This window comes from Ruegeria sp. BJ6, from assembly GCF_056537885.1.
Window position 1 is genome coordinate 36,328 of the sequence record NZ_JBQFSG010000012.1, and the last position, 15,575, is coordinate 51,902.

15 protein-coding genes are annotated in these 15,575 nt (G+C 57.9%); 7 read left to right on the forward strand and 8 right to left on the reverse strand.

The features are described from left to right. Positions 1 to 125 precede the first annotated feature (125 nt). The 3 genes from ACR0D6_RS19885 to ACR0D6_RS19895 are packed head-to-tail and all read left to right on the forward strand — an operon-like array spanning position 126 to position 3,840. Complete coding sequence (locus tag ACR0D6_RS19885) at positions 126 to 1,757, forward strand: AMP-binding protein (RefSeq protein ID WP_480766793.1); 1,632 nt, start codon at positions 126 to 128, stop codon at positions 1,755 to 1,757. After that, positions 1,754 to 3,067 (forward strand): ferric reductase-like transmembrane domain-containing protein, encoded by a 1,314-nt coding sequence (locus ACR0D6_RS19890; protein ID WP_480766794.1) that lies wholly within the window; start codon positions 1,754 to 1,756, stop codon positions 3,065 to 3,067. Before ACR0D6_RS19885 ends, ACR0D6_RS19890 begins: the two co-directional genes overlap by 4 nt. Positions 3,068 to 3,069: 2 nt before the next feature. Continuing rightward, positions 3,070 to 3,840, forward strand: a complete 771-nt coding sequence (locus tag ACR0D6_RS19895) for an enoyl-CoA hydratase-related protein (RefSeq protein ID WP_480766795.1) — start codon at positions 3,070 to 3,072, stop codon at positions 3,838 to 3,840. A gap of 14 nt (positions 3,841 to 3,854) precedes the next feature. Here ACR0D6_RS19895 and ACR0D6_RS19900 read toward each other — a convergent pair whose 3' ends face one another. The 6 genes from ACR0D6_RS19900 to ACR0D6_RS19925 all read right to left on the reverse strand — a co-directional run bounded on the left by ACR0D6_RS19900 (position 3,855) and on the right by ACR0D6_RS19925 (position 9,884). Beyond that, the gene (locus tag ACR0D6_RS19900; protein ID WP_480766796.1) at positions 3,855 to 4,853 is read right to left on the reverse strand and encodes an ABC transporter ATP-binding protein; all 999 of its coding nucleotides are present in this window, start codon (positions 4,851 to 4,853) and stop codon (positions 3,855 to 3,857) included. A 1-nt stretch (position 4,854) separates the two neighbouring features. Then, a complete protein-coding gene (locus ACR0D6_RS19905; protein ID WP_480766797.1) occupies positions 4,855 to 5,883 on the reverse strand; it encodes a Gfo/Idh/MocA family protein in 1,029 nt (342 codons plus the stop codon). Beyond that, positions 5,880 to 6,719 (reverse strand): carbohydrate ABC transporter permease, encoded by an 840-nt coding sequence (locus tag ACR0D6_RS19910; RefSeq protein ID WP_480766798.1) that lies wholly within the window; start codon positions 6,717 to 6,719, stop codon positions 5,880 to 5,882. The genes ACR0D6_RS19905 and ACR0D6_RS19910 overlap by 4 nt, the downstream gene beginning before the upstream one ends. A gap of 10 nt (positions 6,720 to 6,729) precedes the next feature. After that, on the reverse strand, positions 6,730 to 7,644 hold the full coding sequence (locus tag ACR0D6_RS19915) for a carbohydrate ABC transporter permease (RefSeq protein WP_480766799.1): 915 nt from the start codon (positions 7,642 to 7,644) through the stop codon (positions 6,730 to 6,732). Between the two features lie 66 nt (positions 7,645 to 7,710). After that, the gene (locus tag ACR0D6_RS19920; RefSeq protein WP_480766800.1) at positions 7,711 to 8,961 is read right to left on the reverse strand and encodes an ABC transporter substrate-binding protein; all 1,251 of its coding nucleotides are present in this window, start codon (positions 8,959 to 8,961) and stop codon (positions 7,711 to 7,713) included. Beyond that, positions 8,958 to 9,884, reverse strand: coding sequence for an N-acetylmuramic acid 6-phosphate etherase (locus tag ACR0D6_RS19925; RefSeq protein WP_480766801.1), 927 nt, complete (start codon positions 9,882 to 9,884; stop codon positions 8,958 to 8,960). The genes ACR0D6_RS19920 and ACR0D6_RS19925 overlap by 4 nt, the downstream gene beginning before the upstream one ends. 163 nt (positions 9,885 to 10,047) lie before the next feature. On the opposite strand from ACR0D6_RS19925, the gene ACR0D6_RS19930 reads away from it, so the two are divergent. Genes ACR0D6_RS19930 through nagA form a run of 4 tightly spaced genes read left to right on the forward strand, consistent with a single transcriptional unit; the run spans position 10,048 to position 13,893 of the window. Continuing rightward, positions 10,048 to 10,935: a glucosamine kinase nucleotide-binding domain-containing protein gene (locus tag ACR0D6_RS19930; protein ID WP_480766802.1), complete on the forward strand. Its 888-nt coding sequence runs from the start codon at positions 10,048 to 10,050 to the stop codon at positions 10,933 to 10,935. Beyond that, the gene (locus ACR0D6_RS19935; RefSeq protein WP_480766803.1) at positions 10,932 to 11,699 is read left to right on the forward strand and encodes a GntR family transcriptional regulator; all 768 of its coding nucleotides are present in this window, start codon (positions 10,932 to 10,934) and stop codon (positions 11,697 to 11,699) included. The genes ACR0D6_RS19930 and ACR0D6_RS19935 overlap by 4 nt, the downstream gene beginning before the upstream one ends. 8 nt (positions 11,700 to 11,707) lie before the next feature. Beyond that, entirely contained in the window at positions 11,708 to 12,739 is a 1,032-nt protein-coding gene (locus ACR0D6_RS19940) for an SIS domain-containing protein (RefSeq protein WP_480766804.1), read from the forward strand. Next, positions 12,736 to 13,893 (forward strand): N-acetylglucosamine-6-phosphate deacetylase, encoded by a 1,158-nt coding sequence (gene nagA, locus ACR0D6_RS19945; protein WP_480766805.1) that lies wholly within the window; start codon positions 12,736 to 12,738, stop codon positions 13,891 to 13,893. Before ACR0D6_RS19940 ends, nagA begins: the two co-directional genes overlap by 4 nt. Here the strand turns inward: nagA and ACR0D6_RS19950 are convergent. Next, positions 13,890 to 14,912 (reverse strand): glutathione S-transferase C-terminal domain-containing protein, encoded by a 1,023-nt coding sequence (locus ACR0D6_RS19950; RefSeq protein ID WP_480766806.1) that lies wholly within the window; start codon positions 14,910 to 14,912, stop codon positions 13,890 to 13,892. The genes nagA and ACR0D6_RS19950 overlap by 4 nt on opposite strands. Beyond that, a complete protein-coding gene (locus ACR0D6_RS19955) occupies positions 14,900 to 15,475 on the reverse strand; it encodes a hemerythrin domain-containing protein (RefSeq protein WP_480766807.1) in 576 nt (191 codons plus the stop codon). Before ACR0D6_RS19955 ends, ACR0D6_RS19950 begins: the two co-directional genes overlap by 13 nt. Positions 15,476 to 15,575: the final 100 nt, after the last annotated feature.

The following is a 15,575-nucleotide window of genomic DNA, read 5'->3' on the forward strand; positions in this document are numbered from 1 at the left end:
GGATAACATTTACTATTTGACTGCACATTCAACGGTTTCGTTACCGATGTGTGATTGAACGTGAAGTGTAATGGGAAATTTTCCCATTATCAATATGGCGTGACCCACTAGAAAGTGAGACCGCCATGCAAGATATAGTCATCAATCATTTGAAGGAATTTCGGCCACTTACACCGTCAACGGCTGATTGTGCGCCTGATAACAACGCCTTGTCGCGCCTCAGCCCGCAGGACCGTGCGCAGTTCCGCAGGTTTGGCTGGGGGCCCAAGGTCAAGCCTCGGTACGCGACGATCGCAGACGCAGTGCTTCACCAGTTGGGCACGCAGCCGGATGCGGACGCTGTTGAGTGCGGTGGCTATAAGATGAGCTATCGCGCGCTGGATGAGGCATCCAACCGGTTGGCAGGTGTGCTGCGCGCCCATGGTGTCAAACGTGGTGATGCGGTTTGCCTCTATTTACGCCGCTCAGTCGAAATGGTGGTCGGAATTGTCGCCGCAATGAAGCTTGGCGCTGCATATGTGCCGCAACACGTGGGCGTAGCGCCGTCCGAAACGCTGCGCCACATCGCCGATGTCACCGGGGCAAAAGTGCTGCTGAGCCTCAGCGAACTGGTCGATCAGGTGCCCGTGGCGGCCGATCAGACGCTGATCACAATTGACACGGTGATGTTTGATCCAATGCTGGATGCGCCGGTGCCTGTGGGCGACGAATTTCGCGCCTTGCCGGATGATCTGGCGATGATCCTGTTTACCTCGGGCACAACGGGTGTCCCGAACGGAGTGCAGGTCACACACGCCAATCTGGCTAACATTCTGTTGACCGCACCCGGCGATCTGGGAATGCGCCCGGGGTTGAAGGTCGGTCAGATCCTCTCGATCGCATTCGACATGGCGGCATGGGAGACGCTTGGGGCGCTGTCCAACGGTGCGACGCTTGTCATTCGCGGCAAGTCCATTCAGGAAACGGCGGAAAAGGTCGATGTGCTGATTGCCACACCGTCGATCCTGAATTCGCTGGATCACTCCCGGTGCCGGCAAATCAAAGTGGCCGCTGTGGCGGGTGAGCCCTGTCCGCGCCCGCTGGCCGATGCCTGGTCATCGTTTTGCACCTTTTACAACTCCTGTGGGCCAACGGAAACGACCATCATCAATACGGCCGAGCCGCATTTTCCCGATAAACCGGTCCTGTCAATCGGGCGTCCGACACCGAACAATACCGTCTATATTCTGGACGAGGACCTGCGCCCACTGCCGATGGGTCACAAGGGTGAGATGTGGGCAGGCGGTGACTGTGTGACTGCGGGGTATCTGGCAAATCCCGATCTGACCTCAGACCGTTATCGCCCCGATCCGTTCCGGCCCGGCCACATGATGTTCCGCACCCGCGATCTGGGCCGCTGGACGGAAGATGGAGAGTTGGAGCATTTCGGGCGCGTGGACGATCTGGTCAAGATACGTGGCTTTCGCGTCGAGCTGGATGGTGTCACCAATGCGCTGGAGGCCTCGCCGTGCTGCCAACAGGCGGTGACACTGAAATATGACGACCGCAATCTGGTCAGCTTTATCTCACCGGCCACGGCCTGCCCGAAACAGGCCGCGCAGTCGGTGTCCGACCGCCTGCCTTACTACTGCGCTCCGGCGTTGGTGCTTCCGATGGAGAGCCTGCCGCGCACGCCACGCGGAAAACTGGACAAGCGTCTGCTGCTGAAGCTGGCGCAGGACCATATGACCGCCACAGATACGGAGCTGACCAGATGACGACCCAAGCGACAAATCTGGAATCCCGCGCCCTGAACTGGCGGCGGATCACCCGGCATCCCGCACTGATGGAATACCGCCGTCTGGCTTTCCTCGTGGCAGTCCTGAATTTGAGTGTGTTTGCGCTGGGGCTGCGCGACGGGCGTTGGTTCTTTGGTAACGAGTACGCACTGAGTCCCATTGCGGACATGGCGTTGATCAACCTGAGCTTCGGAATTCTGATCCGGCAGCAAAGGGTGATCAACGCCTTATTCTGGCTGGCAACCCGCGTGCCGGTTTCCTGGCCACTATGGATACGCTGGGGGGCCGGAAAGGTGTTTCATTTCGGTGGCCTGCATTCGGGTGGAACGGTCGCAGGCACGATCTGGTTCGGATTTCTTCTTTATGCGATGATCCGGAACCGGTTGAGCGGGGGTGTGGTCCCTTCGGATCTGACGCTGGGGTTGAGTGCAGCCATGGTGGTGCTGATGACCGTGATGGTCATCTCGGCCCTTGGTCCGATCCGCGCCCGGTTTCACAACGCGTTCGAGAAAATTCACCGCTTTGTCGGGTGGACGGTTCTGGGCTTGTTCTGGGGGCAAACCGTGTCGATCACACGGGATATGGGGGGAGATCTGCTGCACAGCCCCGCCTTCTGGATGCTGTGCCTGATCACGCTGTCGATCCTGTCGCCATGGTTAACCCTGAAGAGGGTCAAGGTTGATATCGTCAAGCCTTCCAACCATGCCGTTCTGGCGCGGTTTGACTATGGCGATACACCATTTCCCGGCAGTTCCAATGCGATCAGTCATACCCCCTTTGGCGAGTATCATTCGTTCGCCAACATCCCGGCACCGAATGAGGCTGGATACAGGCTGGCGATCAGCCGGGCGGGGGACTGGACCGGGCGGTTCATCGATAGCCCGCCGGACAAGGTCTGGGTCAAGGGCATTACCACATCAGGCGTGGCGCGGATTGAGGTGTTGTTCAAAAGGGTCGTCTATGTCGGCACAGGTTCCGGCATTGGACCGATCCTGCCGCATCTTTTGGCGGGTGAGGTACCCAACCGCCTGATCTGGTCCACGCGCAGCCCGCGCAAGACATATGGGGATGCGCTCGTGGACGAGATCGAGGCGCATACCGAAAACCCGCTGATCTGGGACACTGACACGCAGGGCAAGCCGAACCTGTCGGCGCTGGCCTTGCAGGCGGTGCGGGACAGCGGGGCCGAGGCGGTCATTGTGATCTCGAACCAGAAGCTGACCCGTAAGGTCGTGCATGACATGGAAAGCCTGGGCATCCCGGCCTATGGCGCAATCTGGGACAGTTGAACATGTATGAAACGATTGAAACCGAGACACAGGGCCGGGTTGCGACGATCCGTTTCAACCGGCCCGATCAATTGAACGCGCTGAATACGCAGGTGATGGACGAGGTGTTGAAGGCGACGACCGCCTTTGACGCTGACCCGGATATCGGCTGCCTGATCCTGACCGGAAACGATCGCGCCTTTGCTGCCGGGGCTGATATCGGTGAACTGCTTGTTCAGGACTACGCCAGCATGCAGGCCAGCGACTTCTTTGGAGGATGGGACCGGTTCGCCGCGCTGCGCATTCCAAAAGTGGCGGCCATCAGTGGATATGCTTTAGGCGGAGGGTGCGAGATTGCGATGATGTGCGACGTCATTCTGGCCTCGGACACTGCAAGGTTCGGGCAGCCTGAAATCAAGATCGGATGCATTCCCGGTATCGGAGGTACACAACGCCTGACGCGGCTGATCGGGCGGGCGCGGGCGATGGACATGATCCTGACCGGGCGCATGATCGACGCGCATGAGGCCCTGCAGATGGGACTGGTCAGCCGCGTTGTGCCGCAGGACACATTGATCGAAACTGCGCAAGACGTGGCGCAGACGATAGCAGGGTATGCTCCGGATATTGTGCAAATGGCGCGGTCTTGTGTGAACTTGGCCGAACAAAGCCAGCTTGAGACCGGTATCCGGTACGAGCGGCAGATGTATCACTCGCTGTACGGGCTACCGGCCCAAAAAGAGGGGATGTCGGCCTTTCTGGAAAAACGAAAACCCCGGTTTCATCCCGATTGATCCTGAGGGGGTGGCTACGGAACCCTTTGTCCCTCAGGGCTGAAGGACAGCGCCTTGTCCTGATCAAATTCGATCGCGACCGCCGCGCCGGGTTCAACCTGATGTTGTCCGAAGGCCCTGACAGTAAAGGGTTTTTCCGTTCCGATATCAGCAAGGATATTTGTATCCGCCCCCAGATTCTCAACATGTACGACAGTGCCTGACAGGGGCCCGGTGTCACTCAGCCGGGCATGTTCGGGGCGGATGCCCACCAGCTGACCCTGAGCCCTGCCAACTCGGTCCGCAGGAACAAAATTCATCGCCGGGGACCCGATAAATTCCGCCACAAACCGGTTGGCGGGGTTGTTGTACAGCTCCATCGGACTGCCCACCTGTTCAACCTGACCGTCACGCAGAACGACGATCTTGTCGGCGAGTGTCATGGCCTCGGTCTGATCATGGGTCACGTAAATCATGCTGGCACTGATCTGCCGGTGCAGGTTGGCAATTTCGATGCGGGTGTTCAGCCGCAATGCCGCGTCGAGATTGGAGAGCGGCTCGTCAAACAGAAACAGCTTGGGATTGCGCACAATGGCACGACCGATTGCCACCCGTTGCCGTTGACCACCGGACAATTCGGCCGGGCGGCGCTCCAGATACGACCCCAGCGACAGCATCCGGCCGGCCTCGGTGATCCGGCGCTGAATTTCAGCCTTTGGATGTCCAGCCTTTTTCAGCCCCAGCTCCATATTGCCCCGGACGGTCAGGTGCGGGTAGAGCGCGTAGGATTGGAATACCATCGCGATCCCACGCTTGGCGGGGGGAGTGGTGTTTACCACCTCGCCGTCGATTTCGACCGTTCCTTCCGTCGCATCCTCAAGCCCGGCAATGACGCGCAACAGGGTCGACTTGCCGCAGCCCGAGGGGCCGACAAACACCACAAACTCATTTTCTTCTACCGTGAGGTCGATGTTTTTCAGAACCTCGACCGAGCCGAATGACTTACAAACGTTGGATAGTTTCAGCGCGGTCACGTTACGCCTCCTTCAGGTCAACCGGTTGTCCGGTTCGGATACTTTCGTCTGCCGCCAGACAAATGCGCAAGGATTGTACCGCGTCGCTCATGTGGCGGGTCAGATCGATATCCTGCGAGATCGCGCGCAGCATATAGTCCTGTTCCGCATCGCAAAGCTGTTGATGATCCGGCTCGCCCTGCATCTCGATCAGGTGATCGCCCGAGGGGCGATGGACCAGAATGCCACCGACCCGGGTATGGCCGTCCACGTCATCGGATGCGCCCTTGTTGCCTTCGGTGATCGAAACTGCACCGTTGGGCGAGATGATGTCTTTCACGAAAAACGCAGTTTCGGACATCATCGGCCCCCAACCCGCTTCGTACCAGCCCACGGAGCCGTCAGCGAAGACCACCTGAAACTGGCCATAGTTATACATGTCCTCGGCAATCTCATCTGACAGGCGCAAACCCATTCCGTTCACGCGAACGGGCAGGGCATCTGTGATCTGGCACATGACGTCAACGTAATGCACGCCGCAATCCACGATGGGAGAGGTCGTTTGCATCAGCATCTTGTGCGTTTCCCATGTAGGGCCGTCCGATTGCTGGTTCAGGTTCAGGCGAAAGACATAAGGACCACCAAGATCGCGTGCCTCGGATATCAGGCGCATCCACGAAGGATGGTGTCGCAGGATGTATCCGACGACCAGTTTGCGGCCGGTTTCCTTTGCTTTGGCTACGACGCGTCGGGCATCTGCAACAGTGGTGGCCAGAGGCTTTTCAACAAAGACATGCGCGCCGATATCCATTGCCGCGCAAGCATAATCCGCATGGGTGTCTGAATAGGTGGCGATGACCACCAGTTCGGGCCGGGTCCGTGACAAAGCGGTGTTGAAATCCGTAAAGACCGGATACCCTTGCAGCGCCGGATGCGAGACTTCGCCCGAGCGGTTGATCAGCCCCACGATTTCAGCGTCAGGGTTATTGTGATGTGCAAGGGCGTGACTCAGCCCCATATTGCCCAGTCCGGCAATCAGTACACGGATCATTTGACCGCTCCCGAAGTGATGCCGCGGATGAGTTGCCGCGAAAAGATGATGTAGAGGCCCATGACCGGCAAGATCGCCATGCTGAGTGCAGACAGAACCGCATTCCAGTCGGTCACGAATTGCCCGATGAAGACCTGACTGCCAAGTGTCAGTGTCTTGGTCTCTTCCGCCGGTGCAAGGATCAGCGGGAACCACAGATCGTTCCAGATGGGGATCATGTTGAATACCGCAACCGTCGCCATTGCCGGTCGCACCAGCGGCAGAACAAGGCGGAAGAAAATAGTATATTCGCTGAGGCCATCGACACGCCCGGCATTCTTCAGATCGTCACTGACCTGCCGCATGAACTCGGACAAGATGAAAACGGCCAGCGGCAGCCCTTGCGCGGTATAGACAAGGATCAGCGCCCAAAGCGTGTTCACAAGTCCGGTGGCCACCATCATCTCAAGGATAGCGACAGTACCGATCCGGATGGGGATCATGATGCCAAGCGCCAGATACAGCCCCATCAGGGTGTTGCCCCGGAACCGGTATTCGGACAGGGCAAAAGCGGCCATGGCCCCGAACAGAAGGATGAAGAACAGCGAGGCGACGGTGACGATCATCGAGTTCTGAAAATACAGGAAGAAATCCCCCTGTTTCATCACCGTCTGGTATCCGATCATCGAAAACGTGTCCGAGCTTGGCAGCGCCAGCGGCTCGCGAAAGATGGCTTTGCGGGTTTTGAAACTGTTGATCAGGATCACAAAAACCGGGAACAGCGCGATCAGCGTGTATATGATCAGCGCCCCATGCATCGCGGCAATATTGAGTGGGTTTGTGCGGGCCTTGTTCATCACTATCACCTCAGAACTGATACCGGCGGATGCGTGTCTGGATCAGGAAAAGATAGATACAGACGCCGGTCAGGATGATGCCGAACATGGCTGTGGCGATGGCCGAACCCATGTGCGGATCGCCCAATTGCAACTGAAACCCGAAGAAGGTGCGGTACATGAAAGTCCCGAGGATGTCCGTGGAAAAGTCCGGCCCGGCCAGCGCGCCCTGTGCCGCGTAGATCAGGTCGAACGCGTTGAAGTTTCCCACGAATGTCAGGATCGAGATGATGCCGATCGAGGGCAGGATCAATGGCAGTTTGATCCGCCAGAACGCGGACATGCCAGTGACACCTTCAACCTCGGCGGCCTCAAGAATTTCTTCGGGGATCGACAGCAGTGCCGCATAGATCAGCATCATCGGGATGCCCACGAACTGCCAGACCGACACAAGCGCCAGCGTGGTCAGTGCGTATTCCTCCTTGCCCAGCCACGGGGCATAGAGCGATTTCAGACCCACCGCTTTCAGCAGATCGGGGGCGATACCCCAGATCGGCGACAGGATCAGCTTCCAGGCGAAACCCACGATGACAAAGGACAGTATCGTCGGGATGAAAATGGCCGAGCGATAGAAGGCGGCATAGCGCAGGCGCGGATGGCTGAGTATCGCGGCCAAAGCGATGCCGATCGGGTTCTGAACCAGCATGTGAATGAAAAAGAACCAGAAGTTGTTGCCAAGCGCATTCCAGAATGCCCCGGACCAGTTGGGATCACCAAACAATGTCAGAAAGTTATCCAGCCCGACAAATACGCGGACCTGTTCCACCTCGGTATACAGCGCCAGTCGCAGGGTGTTGAACAGGGGAAAGATCATCACAGCGGTATAGACCAGCACCGCAGGTGCCAGAAAAATCACGATGTGCCATTTGTTTCGGCTGTTGCCCATAGCCTGCCTCGGCGGTTCGGAACGCCCCCGGCCAATCAGCCGAAGGCCTTCGATATAAGGGATGGGTTACTGGTGTGGCGCGTACCAGCTAGCCAAACCGTCCTGCAGCCGCTGGCCTGCATCGGCCGGGCTTTCGGTGCCTTTCACAACGTTCGCCGACGCGTTCCAGGTTTCCAGTTCCAGGTTCGGCTCGCCGCGCGACAGAATCTGGTAGGTCGAGCGAATGGTCGACCCGCATTCCCCACGCCAGCTTGCGAATTCCTTGGCAAGTGGGTCTTCCAGTTCGACAGGCTCGTTGGACAGCGGGAAGAATCCAGGCAGGGCGTTACCAAAGATATTCGCAAATTCCGGAGACGCGACCCAAGCCAGAAACGTTTGCGCCGCCTCGGGGTTTTCGGTCGCGGCATTCATGCCAATCCCAATATCTGTGTGATCAGAGATATAGCACGTGTCCCCGGCGTTCTTTACCGGAGGCTTGAATGCGCCCATTTCAAAGTCCGCTTGCGTGTTGAAGCCCGAGATTTCCCAGCTCCCCGCTGGGTAAATAGCAGCCCGTCCCAGCGTGAACAGGTTCTGGCTGTCCGGGTAGGTCTGTGCCTCGTACCCGTCGCCCAGATAGTCTTTCCATCGCGCCAGAGTTTCATAGGGCGCGACCCATTGTTCGTCGGTCAGTTTTTGCGATCCATCGATCAGAGCAAGTCGACCCTCTTCACCTTTCCAATAGTTCGGCCCAATGTTGTTGTAGCCCATTGTGGCGGCTTCCCATTGGTCGTTCGTGCCCATCGCCATCGGAATGTAAGTGCCGTCCTCTCTGATTTTGTCCAGCGCAGCAAAGAACTCATCCTCGGTCTGAGGGGCCTCGATTCCAAGCTCGTTAAATGCGTCCTTGTTGTAGATGAAGCCATGGATCACCGAGGCCATCGGAACGCAGAAAGTGGCCGAGCCGTCATCGGTCTGCCACGCAGATTTTGCCACGTCCGAGAAGTTTGACATTGCCGGTAAATCGGAAAGGTCAGAAAGGTGCCCGCCATCATACAGCCCGAGCGACCGATCAAATGGACGACAGGTGATTATGTCACCTGCCGAACCGGCCTCGAGTTTTGCGTTTAAAGCGGCATCGTATTCCGTGGGTGCAAGCGGTGAGAATACAATCTTGATGTCAGGATGTCGCGCCTCGAACGCCGGTATGATCTTGTCCTGCCACAACGTCAGGTCATCGTTGCGCCAGCTTTCGATCGTTAGTGTCGTTTCCGCAAAGGCCGCGCCACTCAGAGCGGTTGATGCCAATAATATTGCTCCAAAAGACTTCCTGTTCATGTTTCCTCTCCCTGTTGATGCAAATTGATTTTGAGGCGCTCCAGTGCCGGTCGGACCTGCCCCCCGGTATCCTGTAAAATTTGTTCCGCCCGATCGCGTGCAGAGACACCCGCAGCCAGCAAGATGGCAGTTTTCACGTGCCCCTCAGAGCGTGTCAGCGCATCCCGCGCTAAGGTGTCTGAGCTGCCGGTAATTTTCTTCACGATACTCAGCGCGCGAGCCCTGAGCTTTTTGTTGTCGGCGATGACATTTACCATAAGGCCGTCAAGGACATGCCCCAGCCGAATACCCATCAGTGTCGACATCAGGTTGAGCGCGGCCTTTTGCGCTGTCGCGGCCCCCATGCGGGTCGATCCCGCAATAATTTCGGGCGGAGTTTGCAAATGGATTGCGCAGGTCGAATGCGCGAACAGCTTGGCATCAGGGTTGTTCGCGATGCAAATTGTCTGCGCGCCTGAGTTTCGGGCCAGTTTCGCAAACGCCACTGCAAACGGGGTCGATCCGCTGGCTGATATGGCGATAACTGTGTCATGCGCGGTTACGTCCTGTGCAGCGGTTTGCGCTTCGGCTTCATCATCTTCGGTATGCCCCGGCATCGCGGCATCTGTCGGCACACCTCCGGCCATGCAAATCCGAATGCGTTCTGGGGACAATCCGAACGTTCCCGACAACTCTGCCGCATCTGCAAGGCACATAAGGCCCGAGGACCCTGCGGCGGCATAGAAAATGCGCCCCCCTTGCCGAATGGTTTCTGTGAGGATTTCCGCGCCCGCCGCAATTTCGTTTAGGCTGCCGGCGACCGATGCAAGGGCATCCTGTTGCCCTTGCAGAAGGCAGGACAGAATTTCCGGGTTGGGCTTGAGGTCCAAGTCAACCGCCGCATCGCGCAGCATTTCGGTTTTTAGCGGCGTTTGCGGCTTCATGCGATTCCCCCGTGGCCCTCATATCTAATACCTTTACAATACCTTTTGTCCATCTTTTCTTTTTCAAAAACCACCTAATGAATTGGGAAAAGTGCCAACCGCGGATAAATTTTAGCTAAAAAATACCTTTTGGTGCGCTCAAAGGTATTGTAAAGGTATTTACATGATTGAGTCCTTTCCCTACTTGATTGCCATAGATGGCGGCGGCACCTCCTGCCGGTTCGCCCTGACGACTCCGGCGGGCCGCCATGAGTTGAAACTTGGCAGTGCGAATGTCTTCTCGGACTTCGATCGCGCCATCGGTACGATATTGGAAGGCCTTCGCGGATTGATGGAAGCCGCCGGGCTCAATCCAGCTGAGCTGGAAGGCATACCCGTTTACGCGGGGTTGGCGGGCGTCACGGATCAGACCGTTGCCCGGCGTGTTGCCCGGCACCTGCCGTCCGGAATCGTCGGGGTTGAAGATGACCGGCGGTCCGCCGTTGTGGGTGCGCTGGGGGATCGGACGGGCAGTTTGATAGGAGTGGGAACCGGTTCGTTTCTCGCGCGACAGGATTGCGGTGAAATCCGGTTCGCGGGTGGATACGGCCCTTTGATTGGGGATCAGGCGTCCGGGAACTGGCTTGGGTTGGAGTTGTTTCGGCAGGTTCTGCTGACAATGGATGGTGTTGGATCTTCCACGCCCCTGACCGACGAGATTTCGGCGCGTTTCGGCGACGATCCGATGCGTCTGGTCGAATTCTCAGGACAGGCGCGCCCGGCCGATTTCGCGAGCTTTGCCCCGGCAGTGGTGGGTGCTGCCGGAAAGGGTGACAAAGTCGGGCTGGATCTCATGCAAAGGGGGGCTGACTATCTTATGGTGGTATTGCGATCTCTGGGATGGACAACCGGCGAGCCGATTTGCGCAATAGGTGGGGTGGCGCCTCACTATGTTCAGTACTTGCCACCGGAAATGGCGGGATCAGTCATTGCACCGTTAGGCAGCGCCCTGGATGGCGCGATGGTGCTGGCGCAAAGGCTGGCCCAGAGACACCGGCAGGGCGCGGCATGACAGTTCAGACAATCGAAAGCTTTCTGAAGTCGGACGGTTGGATGCAGGACAGCGCCGGCCCCAGATATGTCCAGTTGCGCAAGCGGATCGAAGAAAGCATCGCAAAAGGGGTTCTGGTCAAGAGCTCGCCGCTACCGGCAGAGCGCGAGATTGCAAACCTGACGGGCTTGTCCCGTGTCACGGTTCGCCGGGCCATGCAGGATCTGGTTGACCGTGGCATCATCATACAGCGTCAGGGTTCGGGTAGCTTTGTCTCGGACGGCACGCCGAAGGTTGAGCAATCGTTGTCCCGTCTCACCTCATTCACCGAGGACATGATGCGTCGTGGGTTGCGCTCATCCAGCGAGTGGCTGGAGCGTGGTGTACATGTGCCTTCCCCCGAGGAGGTCATGGCCCTTGCCCTGTCATCCGGTGAAGCCGTATCGCGGATCGCCCGGCTGCGCCGTGCCAACGACAAGCCGATGGCGATTGAGCGCGCCTCGTTGCCGACCGATATTCTGCCCGATCCACTTGAGGTCAAGACCTCGCTTTACGAGGTGCTGGAAAGCAGTGGAAACCGCCCGGTGCGTGCCTTGCAGCGCATTTCGGCGATCAACCTTGAAGATGAGGACGCAAACCTGTTGGGTGTCTCTCCCGGTGCGGCCGGTCTTAGAATTGAACGTACATCTTACTTGCCGAACAGGCGGGTCGTAGAATTTACCCGCTCCATCTATCGCGGTGATGCCTATGATTTTGTGGCCGAACTGCGCTTTGCAAATAGTTAGGACGCCGGATGCAGACCCTACCAACCCGAATGCGTCAGGAGATCGACGAAATTCCCGAAGCCGTCGAACGGTTGCTGAGCCTTGGAGAGAACGACATTCGCCAAGTGGCAACGGCCGTGCGGACACTAGACCCGGCGTTCATGATGACAGTGGCTCGAGGGTCGTCTGATCATGTCTGCACCTACCTGAAATACGCGTCGGAAATTCTGTTGGGCGTACCGGTGGCATCCGTCGGGCCGTCCATCGGCTCGATCTATGATGCGACGCTCAAACTGAACCGTGGGCTATGCGTTTCGGTTTCCCAATCCGGGAAAAGCCCGGATATCACGGCGATGGCCACCAATGCCGGTCGCGATGGCGCGATGACCGTAGCATTGACAAACAATCCCGACTCGCCGCTGGCAAAAACCAGTGCGCACACGATTGATATTCAGGCCGGGCCAGAGTTAAGCGTGGCGGCAACCAAGACATTCGTGACCTCGGTCGTGGCCGGGCTCTGGCTTTTGGCTGACTGGAACAGGAACGAGGCCTTGCTGTCTGCGATCCGCAATCTGCCGAAGCAGTTGGAAAAGGCGACTCGGATAGATTGGCCACAGGTGCGCGAAGCAATCGGGGCGCAATCTTCTCTGTTCACCCTCGGTAGGGGACAGGCACTGGCGGTGTCCCACGAAGCAGCTTTGAAGTTCAAGGAAACATGCCAATTGCACGCTGAAAGCTATTCCTCTGCCGAAGTGTTGCACGGACCGGTTTCGATTGTTGAAGAGGGATTCCCGGTTCTGTGTTTCGCTGCAGCTGATGCGGCGGAACCGGCGCTGTCTGAAATCGCTGATGCGATCAGCGCAAAAGGCGCGCGCGTTTTTGCCACGACAGACAGGGTTCAGGCGGCGGCGTGTATCGAATCTGTGAGGACAGATCATGCGCTGACCGACCCCGTCAGCCTGATTGTCTCGTTCTATTCGATGGTCGAGGCATTTGCGGCATCGCTTGGCATCGACCCCGACGCCCCGCGACACCTGAACAAGGTAACGGAAACCGTATGATGACTGGCCTGCAAGCCTTTATGGGCGCACGTATCCTGACAGAGGACGGAGTGCTGGACGGTCACGCAGTGATGCATGAGGCCGGTCAGATCGTGGCGATTGCGCCCGAGGCGGAAGTCCCCGACGGTGCAGAGGTGACGCAATTAGACGGTGGCCTGCTGACGCCCGGTTTTGTGGACCTTCAGGTCAATGGCGGGGGCGGGGTGATGTTCAACAATGCTCCACATGTCGAAACACTGCGCAGGATGGCTGATGCTCATGCCCGGATCGGGGCAACGACGATCCTTCCGACGCTGATCACAGACACACCAGAGATTACCGGGCATGCAATAGATGCCACGGTTCAGGCAATCGGCGAAGGCATTACCGGTATTGCGGGTCTCCATCTGGAAGGGCCGCATCTTTCGCTGTCCCGCAAGGGTGCGCATGATGGGCAACTTGTACGGCCGATGCAGGTGCCAGATCTTGATGTTCTGTTGCGGGCAGCCGAAAGGTTGCCGGTGTTGAAGGTTACGGTTGCCCCGGAAAGCGTAACGGACATTCAGATCACGGCCCTGTCTAGTGCTGGCGTTCTTGTATCCTTGGGGCACACGGATGCGAGTTTTGACGATTGCCGTAAGGCTGCAGAGGCCGGAGCGCGCTGCGTCACGCATTTGTTCAATGCCCAAAGTCAGATGGGCAATCGCGAACCCGGAACTGTAGGTGCGGCAATAGCTCTTGGCCGTCTGTCCGCCGGGCTGATTGCAGACGGTATCCATGTTCATCCGGCATCGGTACGCAATGCCATCCGCGCAAAGACCGGACCCGGACAGATTTTTCTGGTCAGTGATGCAATGGCGACGGCAGGGTCAGAGATTGACTCGTTCACATTGAACGGCAGGGAAATCCGGCGTGACGGCGACCGACTGACGCTTGAGGATGGAACTCTGGCCGGGGCGCATCTTGAATTGCTGACAGCGATCAGGAACGTGAGCGACATGGCAGAGTTGTCCGTCGAAGAGGCGTTTCGTATGGCGACGCTGATTCCGGCGGATCTGATCGGTGCGGGTCATCTGGGCAGGCTGAATGCCGGTGCGCAAGCTGACATATTGCATGTTGATAATACCACCAGACTACGCGGGGTCTGGACGCGCGGCCTTCAGCGCACGCTTTAACCCGCCAGTTCCGGGTGCAGATAGGCCTTGGGGTAGGGCAGAGGTGTGATCGGCCCCAGAGGAACAACGCCGTTCCAGCTTCTGCCGAAATATCCCTGCCGGCAGTGAACCAACGAGTTGCTTTCAGCAACGCCCGGCATCGCGTACACCCGACAGAGCCAGCGCCACAGATGCGGGTAGTCAAGCATTCTTGCGCCGTTCAGCTTCATTCGCAGGTAATAGACAGGATCGTGGCGGAACAACGTCGGGAAAAGGCGCAGATCGGCCTCGGTGAATGACGTGCCAGTCAAAAATGGCCGGTTGTCTGAGGCCAAGCGGGCTTCGAGTTGGGAAAGTGTGTCGAAATAGGCCTCGAACGCAGCTGCATATATTTCCTGATCCGAAGAAAATCCGGCCTTGTAAGCTCCGTTATTGATTGTGGTGTAGATTAACGTATTCAAGTCGTCGATCTCGGCGCGCAAATCCGGATCGTGAGGATACAGGTGGGGATGGCTCACCCCCGGAATGCCGCCGCCAAGTTCCACGGCATGCAGGTCCAGCATCCGGATGATTTCGGCACTTTCGTTGTTGACGATCCGCCCGAGTTTCTTGTCGTAAAGGATCGGAACGGACCGTTCGGTTGATCCTTCGGCCGCGTATATGCCCTTGACCAGCCGATGATTGCGCCCGGTTCCGGTTTCACCGGTGCATTCGGGCAGTGGTGCACCGGTTAGCGAAGCGACCTGGCTCGGATCAAATTGCCAGTTGTTGGCACCTTCGGGATCGCTTTCCTCTGTTCTGTTGGGAAACGCGACATCCATCGTGCTGCTGTCCTGAAGTCCAAGAATGTTCCGCGCCAGCGTCACCCGGTGGCACCAGGGACAATTCAGCGCCACAAAAAGGTGATAGCGCCCCGCCTCCGCGGGAAAGTCGGCGTCACCGATTGCGTGTCTGAATCCACTGACGCCACGCACGAATTCACCCCGTGCGCGGCGGCTTTCGGCATTCGCCTGATCTTCCTGTTTCGTCAGATCGCCCATCTTCTCAGACGGTGATGCAGAATGATGGGCACGGCAAGCTCTTCTTCGTCGCCCAGATGGCGGTTCAGAAAGGCTTCGATCACTTCCGAGGTGTCATGCAATCGCCCGACCTCGTCATGCGCTTGCCGTTCATCAAGCTGGATCAGCTTAATCGCACGGTTGGCGGTCCGAGTGTAGCTGTCCAGAACCTGATCAAGATCAGCGTGATCTTTTTCCAGCAGCTCTAGACCCGCATCGAACCGGGGGTCTGTCGCCGACAATTCCGGGAAAAAGCTGTGATCTTCCCAGCCGTGATGACCGTGCAAGTTCGCCACCAGCGCGTTTCCATAATAAGAAAGGCGGCTTGCGTATTTCTCGGGGGCAATGCCCTTGTCCAGATACGCCTGCGCGTCCGTCCGCACCAGACTGGCCAGCCGACGAAACATCTGGTGCGCGCCAAGCCAATGGCGGGTCTTTTCATGGAAGCCTGGATGGGTGTCCCAGTCCCCGCGCGGATACTCGTTCAGCAAGACGCGCATTTCGGTGGGCATATCGTCAGTACGGATGTTGACTGTGTCAAGCATGGTCCTGCTCCTTTCCGACCACATCTGGGGCGGAAGGTATCATTTTTTCAGACCGAAAAATGCACAGGCAATGTGCTGCGTACGCACGTTACTCTATGAT